General features: G+C 32.0%; 12 protein-coding genes and 1 pseudogene. 10 read left to right on the plus strand and 3 right to left on the minus strand.

The window, feature by feature from the left end; all coding sequences use genetic code 11:
* The first annotated feature begins 158 nt into the window (after window positions 1-158).
* Window positions 159-1463, plus strand: coding sequence for an MFS transporter (locus tag KI369_RS01265; RefSeq protein ID WP_212954822.1), 1305 nt, complete (start codon window positions 159-161; stop codon window positions 1461-1463).
* Between the two features lie 40 nt (window positions 1464-1503).
* Here the strand turns inward: KI369_RS01265 and KI369_RS01270 are convergent, their stop codons facing one another.
* Window positions 1504-2217, minus strand: coding sequence for a hypothetical protein (locus tag KI369_RS01270; RefSeq protein WP_212954823.1), 714 nt, complete (start codon window positions 2215-2217; stop codon window positions 1504-1506).
* Window positions 2218-2713: 496 nt separating this feature from the next.
* On the opposite strand from KI369_RS01270, the gene KI369_RS01275 reads away from it, so the two are divergent.
* Window positions 2714-3514, plus strand: a complete 801-nt coding sequence (locus KI369_RS01275; RefSeq protein WP_212954824.1) for a GNAT family N-acetyltransferase — start codon at window positions 2714-2716, stop codon at window positions 3512-3514.
* A gap of 45 nt (window positions 3515-3559) precedes the next feature.
* Window positions 3560-4423 carry a glycerophosphodiester phosphodiesterase gene (locus KI369_RS01280; protein ID WP_212954825.1) on the plus strand — a complete coding sequence of 288 codons (864 nt, stop codon included), beginning with the start codon at window positions 3560-3562 and terminating at the stop codon, window positions 4421-4423.
* A gap of 260 nt (window positions 4424-4683) precedes the next feature.
* On the opposite strand, the gene KI369_RS01285 is transcribed toward KI369_RS01280, so the two are convergent.
* Window positions 4684-5145 (minus strand): DUF2306 domain-containing protein, encoded by a 462-nt coding sequence (locus tag KI369_RS01285; RefSeq protein WP_212954826.1) that lies wholly within the window; start codon window positions 5143-5145, stop codon window positions 4684-4686.
* Window positions 5146-5247: 102 nt separating this feature from the next.
* Between KI369_RS01285 and KI369_RS01290 the strand changes: the two genes are divergently transcribed.
* Window positions 5248-5778, plus strand: coding sequence for a DUF4269 domain-containing protein (locus tag KI369_RS01290; protein WP_212954827.1), 531 nt, complete (start codon window positions 5248-5250; stop codon window positions 5776-5778).
* Between the two features lie 44 nt (window positions 5779-5822).
* Here the strand turns inward: KI369_RS01290 and norG are convergent, their stop codons facing one another.
* Window positions 5823-7259 (minus strand): efflux pump transcription regulator NorG, encoded by a 1437-nt coding sequence (gene norG, locus KI369_RS01295; protein ID WP_483297926.1) that lies wholly within the window; start codon window positions 7257-7259, stop codon window positions 5823-5825.
* 148 nt (window positions 7260-7407) lie between these two features.
* Between norG and KI369_RS01300 the strand changes: the two genes are divergently transcribed.
* The 6 genes and pseudogenes from KI369_RS01300 to KI369_RS01325 all read left to right on the plus strand — a co-directional run.
* Window positions 7408-8319, plus strand: coding sequence for a DMT family transporter (locus KI369_RS01300; protein WP_212954829.1), 912 nt, complete (start codon window positions 7408-7410; stop codon window positions 8317-8319).
* Window positions 8320-8442: 123 nt separating this feature from the next.
* Window positions 8443-8901: a GNAT family N-acetyltransferase gene (locus tag KI369_RS01305; protein WP_212954830.1), complete on the plus strand. Its 459-nt coding sequence runs from the start codon at window positions 8443-8445 to the stop codon at window positions 8899-8901.
* Between the two features lie 31 nt (window positions 8902-8932).
* A pseudogene (locus tag KI369_RS01310) lies at window positions 8933-9181 on the plus strand (cytochrome C biogenesis protein).
* Window positions 9182-9184: 3 nt separating this feature from the next.
* On the plus strand, window positions 9185-9631 hold the full coding sequence (locus KI369_RS01315) for an NUDIX domain-containing protein (RefSeq protein ID WP_212954831.1): 447 nt from the start codon (window positions 9185-9187) through the stop codon (window positions 9629-9631).
* A gap of 199 nt (window positions 9632-9830) precedes the next feature.
* Window positions 9831-10094, plus strand: coding sequence for a heterocycloanthracin/sonorensin family bacteriocin (locus KI369_RS01320; RefSeq protein ID WP_060486806.1), 264 nt, complete (start codon window positions 9831-9833; stop codon window positions 10092-10094).
* 101 nt (window positions 10095-10195) lie between these two features.
* Window positions 10196-11116 (plus strand): serine hydrolase domain-containing protein (locus KI369_RS01325; RefSeq protein ID WP_212954832.1); only part of this gene is annotated, 921 nt, incomplete at its 3' end.

Raw genomic sequence — 11116 nt, forward strand, 5'->3', positions numbered from 1 at the left:
GAAGAAATTTATACATATTCATTTTTCGGAAAAAGATGGGGTTAACCCCATCTTTTATTTATTTCCCCTTAAAATTATTCAAATCGTCCATATTGCGATTGGGTTGACCCAAGAACTTACAATGTACGTAACACAAAATTAGGCAGGGGGAAAAAGTTATGGCAAGTTTACGATTACATATAGAAAATAAAAAAAGCAACCAAGAAATAAGAAATATTTGTTTATATTCAATTGCAAAAACCGTATCAATATTCGGTAGCTCTATTTATAGTTTCGCATTAGGATTGTATGTATTACAAATAACCGGATCGGCTTTAAATTTCGCGATTACGCTTATTTTAGGAACGATTCCAATGATTGTTATGAATCCATTTGCCGGTGTAATTGCTGATAAGGTTGATAAAAAGAAACTCGTCGTTTGTATGGATGTACTAAGCGGATGCTTATTAATAACTGTTTATATATTAAGCAACTATTATGGGTTAAACTTATTCATCATTTATACTACTACCTTTCTGATGACAGTATTTACAACATTTTTTGGAATAGGTTTAGAGGCTGCAAAACCAAATATCGTCTCTAAAGAGAGACTAATGAGTCTTAACTCTATAAGTAAAATTATCGATTCTATATCTTTAATTCTAGGGCCTATGTTAGGGGGCATTGTTTTTGCAGTCTTTGATATGAAAACTTTTATAATTATTAACGGTATTTCATTTATCCTTTCGGCTATATCCATATTGTTTATCAACTTTAAATTGTGCGAGCAATACATAAATAAGGAATGTTCAATAAGGGAAATTAATTTTATTAAAGATATAAAGGAGGGATACTCTTATTTAATGGAGCGGGAAAGCTTAAAAAATATGTTTCGTATTTTAATTTCACTTAATTTTTTCCTAGGATTTGCTGTAACTGTTCCATTGCCATACATTATGAATACAGTTCTCAATCTTAGTTCTAAACATTTTGGTTTGATCCAAGGGACTTTTCCAATAGGTATGATAGTTGGTGCAATAATAGTAAAAAAGATAACGAATCATTTTTCTTATTCCTATCTATTGAAAAAAATAAGTTTTATGGTGGCAATTTTTATGATAGTTTCAGGTGCACCTGTTCTATTTAAAAGTATTGAAGTAAATAAAATTGTATTTGTGACTATGTACTGCGCCATTATGTTCTTTTTAGGGTTAATGATAGCATTAATTGATATCCCTTTAATTTATTTTATGCAAAGAGAGATTCCAGATGAATATAGGGGCAGAGTGCTTAGTATTGGATTAAGTTTAGGTAAACTGATGCAGCCGATAGCACTGGCATTATCAGGTCTATTATTAAATCATATTCCATCCTACACGCTTCCAATTGGAGGAGGGATCGTATTTCTTATTTTAAATCAGGCTTACTCAAATAAATTGAATTTAGAAATTCATTCAAAAGGGTATAGTGTTGAACGTAATTAAATAATATCGAAATAGCGCAGGATCATCATCCTGCGCTTATCTATCGTAATTCAGCTGTTTTTCTAATAACAATCTTATCAATATCGTCTTCTTCATCACCAATAAATAACCCGCGTTCTTTTAAATACGCCTCAAAATATAAATCTGCTTCTGCACGTTCATCATATGGTTTGACAGATAAAACGAAACCTAATTTGTTTTGTTCTTCTAAATGAGAAGTGGAGATGTAGGCCGGTATATTGTGGCGTAAAAAGAGTTCTTTAACCGGAATAATCATATCTTTCATTAATTTCGTTAACATACCCATTTCAAACTCGAAATTAAAGCGATCTATGCTACATAAATCAGCGAATACTACACCGATAAAACCTGTATTAAATACTTCTTGATATTCTACTTCTTCATCATTACCGTAAAAATTCTTTTCGATTAAATAATTTACAAAATAAGCAACACCGTCACTTTGTTCAAATGGTTTCGTTGAAAGAACAAAGCCGATTTTCTTTTGTTTATGTAAATACACACATGACATATATGCTGAAATGTTATGTTCTTTAAATAGAGAACTTGTTGCCCCAGAGAGGCCATCAAGTACGTGATGAACAATTTGAAGTTTTTTACGAGCGAAATAATAGGATTTCTTTTGTAACTCCAATGTATCAATAAAGACAGAGCCGATAAAGCCTGTATTTGAAATGATAGGTGTTTGCTTTTTTCTTCCTCTGCGCTTTGCTTGAGCCATTGTAAAAATCATCCCTTCATGTACAATTAAAATAAAAAGAACGTTTGTTCGTATATTTATATTTTACTATTAAAACGCTATAAAGTAAAGGATTTTTGACGAAAAAAACAACAAAAAAGACACCTATAAAAGGTGTCTTAAATGCTGTAGGGAAGAGGGTTCATCCATACAATTTATATTATGATACAGAGACGATCTCTTCTGTATCTTCTACATCTAAATGACAGTCCATAGTACGAACATCTTGATCTTCATGACTTCCGAAATAAATAGTAATTTTCATATGTATCGCTCCTTTATTCTAGGAATACCTAAAATAATTACTAGTAATGTTAATATTTATTATATACCACTTTTTTCATTCCGACAACGTTATATCATTTTTAATTCTTTTAGGGGAAAAAGAGTGATGTATAGAGCTATTTTTATAGAAATAGGCACATTTCATATATGTTATATTTAATACTGAATGATTCGAATACGAATTTTTATGAAAGGAGAAAAACGAATGAATTATAAACAGTTATTAATAGATAACTTCACATATAAAACGTCATATATTGCGCGACAGGTACATGGAATGAATGTAAAAGAAACGAAGGATTATATTGCTGTCGACTGTGGTTTACCTGCAGATACATTTAATATCATTACTTTATTAAACAATGATGTAACGGAAGGTATTGAGAAATTATATAGGGTGGTAAACAACTATAATCAAAAGAAATTTCCAATGAGTGTTTGGTTTTGGGAGGATAAGCATAAGCAGACTATAAAAAGCGAATTAATAAAACTTGGCTTAAAAGAAGCAGAACAAAATATCGCGATGGTAGCAAACTTACATACAATACTTCCAATAATAAACATGCCAGAAGGTTTTGAGATACAAAAAGCATCTTCGTCAGGACAAATTAAAAAGTTTGGAGAAGCGTTAGCTAGTCTATTTGGTACATCAGAGGAAGGGAAATACGTACAAGAATTCTACAATCAAACTACTTCTTCCCATTTATGGAATAGTGAAAATATGAAACTGTACTTAGGACTTTATAAAGATGAAGTCGTATCGGTTGGTTCATTAGTATGTACACTAGATAGTATTGGTATTTATGATATAGCAACGAAAGAAGAAAAGAGAGGAAAAGGATTTGGCTCTACTATGTTTCATTACTTGCTGCAAGAAGCAAAGGGATTAAACGTTGCTCAATGTGTATTACAAGCTTCAGCTGATGGGATTAGTATTTATAAAAAGGCCGGTTTTCAATCTGTTGGACAAATGACTGTATTTGAAAATCGACATTTATTTGAATAAATTATCCGAATCAAATTGCTTACATGTAGGAGTAAATACATCATTATGAAAAAAATATATATTATTACAATACTTTGCACCTTTATAGTAATAGGTACTTTTGTTTTACATAAAGTAAATGAACTTAAGTACACGAAAGCTATTAATCAATCAAATTATATAAAAAATATTGCACATAGAGGCGCTTCTGCGTATGCGCCGGAACATACAATAGCAGCTTATAAATTGGGACAACAATTAAAAGGCGATTATATAGAAATAGATCTTCAAATGACAAAAGATGGACATTTAGTAGCTATGCATGATGAAACAGTAAATCGTACTACAAATGGTACAGGGCTAGTTAAGGAACATACATTAGAGGAATTAAAGCAATTAAATGCAGGTTCTACTTACAATAAAAAGTATCCAAATTTAGCAAAGAAAGAATATGAAAATGCTAAAGTTCCAACACTAGAAGAAGTAATTGAAGTGTTTGGGCATGACGCGAACTATTATATTGAAACCAAATCACCTGATGAATATCCAGGAATGGAAGAAAAGTTATTAGAAATTATCAATCACTATGAAATACAGGATAAAGTTATTATTCAATCATTTAGTGAAGAAAGTTTGCAAAAGCTACATAGTTTACATGTTAATATACCTCTAGTCCAATTACTACCTTACAAAAAGGCAGTACAATTAACTGAATTAGAGATAAAAAAGTATAAAACATACTGCATCGGTCTTGGGATGAACTATAAATATATTGATTCAGCTTATGTAAAGAGAATAAAGAAACATGGATTAGAAGTTCATCCATTTACTGTAGATAATGAAAAAGATATGAAAAAGTTACTTTTATGGGGAGTTGAAGGGATGTTTACGAATTACCCGGATCGTTTACATTCGTTATTACAATCTTAAATTATAATGGTGTAATTATCACTGAGGCAAAAAAATAAGTATACAAAGATAGTTTGTGGTCCAAATGGTAACATCATTGAATGCATAGAGCTGATATTGAAATAAAAGCCGAAAAAGAATCCAATATTTTTATTGGATTCTTTTTATTTATCTCTAAGTGACGAACTTAAAGCATTATGAATTTGAATTTGTTAATAAAATATTACATTGAGTATGATTTTTATATTAATCATCAGAAAGTAACGAAATTGTAATGAATTTTAACTACGCTTTTTATATTTTTTTGATAAACTGGCTACGAGAGGAATACCGATTAATGTAGGTAAAAACCAAAACCATATAGGTGGCAGTAAATTAATTAAGGGAATATGAATACCGATATTTACTAAAAGTGCGGTAACAGCACCGATATAAGAGCCTAACATACCTCTAATATGGTGATGAAGCCAATTTTTCCAACGTTTTTTTCGTGCAAGGTAGCCATAAATCGCAAAAGCATAAGAGAAAATTGCTACATAAAATAAATATGCGATTGTATCCCAGTTTATAATGGATAATATAATTGCAGTAAGGGTGATCACAACATAGGATGCATGATATATTTCACCCCATTCCGTATGTTTTCCTTTCTTCTTTTGAGCAACCATCGCTAAAATACCGGTAATTAAGCATATTGTTCCAAATAATATATGGATGGTTAAAAGAATGTTAAAAATGCTCATAATAATTCCTCCTTTTTTATTTTTATAGTATTGCAGTATAGGAGAAAAGTTGAAACGTATTGTTTATTCACGTTAATATGTTGAAATGAAGGAGAGACTTCCATGTTTACATCTATTACATATTTACAATCAGGGAATGACAAGCAACAAAAAGTATATGATGTTTTGAATACATTGAACATAATGGAGGATTTAGCTTTGTATAGTCCTGTTCTTTGCGGGACAATCCCTATAAGAATTGATACTCTTCAATCTGACTTAGATATTGTAATGGAAGTACATAACTTTGATGTTTTTGAACAGGAAATGAGATCTTTATATGGTTCATATGAAGGATTCAAAATAAAAAAGAAAAAAATTAAAAATACTGAATCAATAAAGGTGAATTTTAAATTTGAAGGTTTTGATTTTGAATTATTTGCCCAACCTAAGCCAGTGCGTAACCAAAATGCGTATAGACATATGATAGTAGAACACATGCTATTAATGCAGCATCCCCATATAAGGGAAGAAATTCTTCGCTTAAAAGAGAACGGTTTAAAAACAGAGCCTGCTTTTGCTCAAGTATTAAACATTAACGGGGATCCTTATGAAGCACTTATTTTATTAGGACAGGAAATGAGATTGTGGTAAATAAGATACATAAAAACTCCTCTATAGGAAAAGAGGAGTTTTTGTTATGCCGTTAGCTTACGAATTAATTCACTCAACAATTTAATCCCGTTAGTCATTTGCTCTGAAGAAGCATATCCATATGATAAACGAATATGCCGGTCTGATTCTTCTTCATATATACGTCCTGGGTTTAAAAGAACTCCTTTTGATAGTGCCTCTGAAAATAATTTCTTCATCGGAATGCTAGGTATTACCTTTAGCCATATAAAAACTCCACCACTAGGTATATCCCAGGTGGCAATATCTGCACAATACTTATGTAAAGCTCGTATCATTATTTGTCTTCGTTCTTTTAGTTTAATTCTTACGTTCGCTACATGTTCCTTATAAAATCCTTTATTTATCCATTCAGCAGCAACTCTTTGGGATAAGGAGCTTGATCCATAATCTGTTTGCATTTTTATATCTGATAATCTATCAATAACAGGTTCTGGACCGATAATCCATCCAATTCTAAGTCCTGGGGTAAGCGTCTTAGAGAGACTACCGATATATAATACATGTCCATGTTTATCCCTTGATTTTAAAGGAGCTGGGGGTGGTGCATCAATCCATAACTCGCGGTAAATATCATCTTCAATAATAGGTAACTGTTCCTTTTCACATATTTTTAATATTTCTTTTCTCCGCTCTTTAGACATTAATATGCCTGTTGGATTTTGAAAACAAGGAATTGAATATAAAATATTTTTCTTCTGACTGTATTTAATTCGTTTTAATAACTCGTTAGGTAATATACCGTGAGGATCCATAGATATACCAGATAGATTTATATTTGCTGATTGAAATACATGAAGTGAATATAAGTAAGAAGGTTGTTCAAGTAAAATGGTTGACTCTCTATGTAAAAGACCAATTGATATTAATTGCAATGCTTGTAATGCACCCGAGACGATTAATATGGAACCCGGTGATGTATGTATTCCGAATGATTTTACGTATGTACTTATTGCTTCACGTAACGGATAAAACCCTTTTTGTTCCTCATATCCGAAATAATCTAATTCCTCACTTACTTTTTTCATAATGAACTGCATTGTTTCTAACGGAAAAAGATGAGGAGCAAGTTCACCTTTGCTTAGATGGAGAAGTTTGTTATTTGCTTCTGCTTCATTTATTTCTCGTACCATTAACTTGCTTGGTTTATGAATACCTGCCTTTACATATTCACTCCAATCGGGCGGAGGATTCGTCGCTAATAATGACCATGTATTATTCGTTACAATTGTTCCAGCTCCAATTTTCCCTTGAATCAATCCATCAGCCATAAGTTCATCTAGCGCAGTTATTACAGTACTTCGATTCACATGAAATAATTTGGCTAACTGTCTTTGACTAGGAATCTTACTTCCAATTGGCCATTCTCCATTTTCAATTTTTTCTTTCATATAGTCTACTATCTGCCTATACTTAGGCAGTTTTTTACTAGTTGTCATCAAAAAACTCCTTCGTTCACTTGAAAAATGCCAAGTGGTTGGTTTTTACGATAAAAAACTGGTTGAAGACATTGTATCAACTATTAAATATGATGAAAAGAAATAATTGGTAATTTAAAAATGGTTTGTTTATTAGGGAGGGAGAGACAACATGCATAATAAAAAATGGGATTTACGCATTATATGTGCTCACGTTTTTACGATTCTTATATGGGGATCTGCTTTTCCAGCAATTCGTATGGGGCTTGAATCTTATACGCCTGAGCATCTGACTTTACTACGTTTATTAATTGCTTCATTTATACTTTTAGTGTTTTCTTTTATATACAAACTACGACTACCTGATTTAAAGGATATCCCAGCAATTTTTATATTGGGTGCTTTAGGATTTACTTTTTATCACATTGCATTAAACTACGGTGAAAAAACAGTAAATGCTGGATCTGCAAGTTTAATTATTTCAGTCACACCTATAGTAACGGCAATTCTTGCTTCTGTTTTTTTGAATGAAAAAATAAAATTAAATGGTTGGATCGGTGGTGTAATTAGTTTTATAGGAATTGCTTTTATATCATTTAGTCAAGGAGATGCTATTCAATTAAATAGTGGGGGAGTATTTATATTATTAGCAGCGATTTCAGAAAGCCTATTTTTCGTTTTCCAAACACCTTACTTAAAAAAGTACGGCTTCTTGCCATTTACCATATATACAATTTTATCTAGTACGGTATGTATGCTTATTTTCTTACCGGGAATGTATCAAGAAATACTAGCAGCTCCTCTTGAAGTTAATTTGAGCGTTATATATTTAGGTTTGTTTCCAACAGTACTCCCGTATATTGCATTGGCCTATATTATATCTCATTCTGGTGCTTCCGAGGCAACAAGTTCTCTATATTTAACGCCGGTAACTGCGTGTTTTATAGCTTGGGTATGGTTAGGTGAAGTACCGACTTTTGTTTCAATAATTGGCGGGGGAATTACTATACTTGGTGTTTTCATTGCACATGTATCATTAAAGAAAGAAATACAAAGTGCAGAGTACTGTAATTCAACAAAGTAGCTTTTATTTTGTGATAACAATTTAGCACATATCGTAACCAATTAACTTTAGAAATCGAAACAGGGATTTATTTCACTGCGTTGAATATGTAAATACATTCTCTTTATAAAGGAGCTTACAATATTGAATGTCCAGTTAAAGGTTGTTATGAGAGAGAATTGGGAGGATGCATTACAATTACAAGTTAAAGAGGATCAAAGGGTATTTGTTCCATCCGTAGCAGTTTCACTTGCTAAAGTATATATAAAACCAGATGGTGATAATGTAGAGTACATACCATTTGCGATATACGACGGTGATCTAATGGTTGGTTTTATTATGCATGCTGTTGTAAAAGAGACAACTGATATGTATTGGATAAACGGTTTTATTATCGATCAAAAGCAGCAAGGGAATGGTTATGGAAAAGCGGCGTTACAAGAAAGTATTTACTTAATAAAAAATACATATAGGGCGTGTAAAGAAATTAGATTAACAGTACATAAAGATAATATCTCTGCAAAGAAACTGTATGAACGTTACGGTTTTCAACCATTGGGACATGATTATGATGGTGAGCAAGTATATCGTTTATTCGTTTAAATATTTATAAATTAAAGGTGTGAAAGGAAAGATGCAATTTTCGGGAGGGAAAATCGAAGTGTTTATTCCTGAAGAATACATTGAGATACTACGGAATGAACTAAATAGAATTGGGGCTTGTAAAACGGGAAAATATGACCATTGTCTTTCCTATAGTTTCGTGGACCGCTAGACGTTGCATCACCTTTTAAAGGATACACTTGAAGTGATTAACGAAATTCACCCGTATGAAACACCTATGATTTATATCACCTCTATATTAAATGACTGGGAGGAATAACAATTGAAAAATAAATTTCATCATATTGTAAGAGCGGTAATGATTAAGGATAATAAATTGTTAGTAGCTGAATATATTGGCCATCATTATTTTTTACCAGGTGGTCATGTTGAAATTGGCGAATCAGCTGAGAATGCATTAATAAGAGAACTGCGAGAAGAACTCGGAGTAAATTGTAGTATAAAACAATTTTTAGGAGTTATAGAAAATCAGTGGCAAGATAAAGAAGTGCTTCACCATGAAATCAATCACGTTTTTGAAGTAGATTCGCAAGAGTTACATATTGATTTCATACCAAAATCGAAAGAAGTACATTTGGCGTTTCGCTGGATAGATTATAATCAAGAAGCTTTAAACACATATAAAATCATGCCAGCGCCTTCAGTTAAAGATTTACTAGAAAGAAAATTAAGTGAAGAACTACTAAACTGTTGGATTAGTAATTTTTAAACACCTCTATTAAAAATAAATTCGTCCACTGAAAGAAGATTAAGAAAATAGGCTAAAAAACAAGGTACATCACCTAGTGTAAGTTCATATTTTGTTGATGTACGCATTTAGTCTATAGTCTTGTTTCTAGTTTGTTTGCAAAAATATACGAACTTTAACATTGGGACGGAATTTATTTTTATAAATGGAGGGTTTCGTAATGAATCAGTTTCAACAAGAACTACAATCGTTAAATCTTAATGATTATCAATCTGGTAATGTTGTGTATTGGGATCAACTGCAACAAAATCAATATCCATACTATTACATTCAAGATGATGCACGTCGTTGCGGCGGATGCGGAGGTTGTGGTGGACGCTGTGGTGGATGTGGCGGCGGAAGATGTGGAGGTTGCGGTGGACGTTGTGTAGGATGCGCTGGATGTTTCGGTTGTTTTAACTGCTGGAACTGGTGGATCATTTAAGTATAGAAAATCAATAATATTTAGCATGAAAGAAAGGTGTAAATACTATTTTATACTTTTCTTTTATGCTGTAATTTTTATTTGTGCTTAGGGGGATCTATTTGTATACGTACGATAAGTTGATTTCTTGGGTAGAGAATATAAAAGAAAAAAATCATTGTTCTGCAACAGCACTTTGTATTATAAAAGATAACAAAATTGTACTAGAGCATTATAGTGGGTATCACTCAAATACATCGACTAATAAAAAAGTAACCGCATCTTCACAGTTCAATGTTGCTTCTGCTAGAAAAAGTTATTTAGGTTTAATGGTAGCATACGCGCTTTATGAGGGGAAAATAATCTCTATTGATGAGGAAGCGATAAAATATTTTAAAGACTTTGATCCTGCATTGCTTGGTAAAACAACGATAAGACATTTAGTAACACATTCGCACGGATTAGGAGAAACGGATGACGGAACAATTTTTCGTGAATTTGAACCTGGACAAGCATGGGCGTATAGAGATATTAATGTAAGAATGATGACACGTCTTATTTATCAGCTATATAATAAAAGTTTTCCAAAATTATTAAAAGAGCGTGTGTTTAAACCTGCTAATTTTCAAGAAACAGGTTGGAGAGTTCAGCAAGATAAAAATTTAGTTGACGTTGTTAATAATCCAAATGAAGACGCGATTAGTGAAATTGGTACGTTAGATGACGGTACTGAAAAAAATCTGTTTGTCTCAGCTAGAGAATTTGCACAGTGGGGCAATCTTCATCTAAATCAAGGTATGATACATGCTAAACAAATTGTTCCAAAAGAAGTTATAAAAATTGCTACAAGTTTGCAGAGCCCTACATTTAAAAACAAAGATCTACCGCAAAATGGCTTGTTTTGGTTCGTTCAAAATAAACCTACAAAATTAAGTGAACTTGGTGAACACGTTCCAAAAGGATCGTATCAAATATTAGGAATTACGGGACCAACTATTTTAGTAATACCCGAATATAATGTAGTTATTGCAAAAATGTACAAT

Origin of the sequence: Bacillus sanguinis (assembly GCF_018332475.1) — a bacterium.
GTDB classification, from domain to species: domain Bacteria; phylum Bacillota; class Bacilli; order Bacillales; family Bacillaceae_G; genus Bacillus_A; species Bacillus_A sanguinis.

What these genes read in the sequence shown, in the direction of transcription:
- KI369_RS01265 (WP_212954822.1), top strand. Translation starts at nt 159, where the DNA reads ATGGCAAGTTTACGATTACATATAGAAAATAAAAAAAGCAACCAAGAA.
- KI369_RS01270 (WP_212954823.1), bottom strand. Translation starts at nt 2,217, where the DNA reads ATGATTTTTACAATGGCTCAAGCAAAGCGCAGAGGAAGAAAAAAGCAA.
- KI369_RS01275 (WP_212954824.1), top strand. Translation starts at nt 2,714, where the DNA reads ATGAATTATAAACAGTTATTAATAGATAACTTCACATATAAAACGTCA.
- KI369_RS01280 (WP_212954825.1), top strand. Translation starts at nt 3,560, where the DNA reads ATGAAAAAAATATATATTATTACAATACTTTGCACCTTTATAGTAATA.
- KI369_RS01285 (WP_212954826.1), bottom strand. Translation starts at nt 5,145, where the DNA reads ATGAGCATTTTTAACATTCTTTTAACCATCCATATATTATTTGGAACA.
- KI369_RS01290 (WP_212954827.1), top strand. Translation starts at nt 5,248, where the DNA reads ATGTTTACATCTATTACATATTTACAATCAGGGAATGACAAGCAACAA.
- KI369_RS01300 (WP_212954829.1), top strand. Translation starts at nt 7,408, where the DNA reads ATGCATAATAAAAAATGGGATTTACGCATTATATGTGCTCACGTTTTT.
- KI369_RS01320 (WP_060486806.1), top strand. Translation starts at nt 9,831, where the DNA reads ATGAATCAGTTTCAACAAGAACTACAATCGTTAAATCTTAATGATTAT.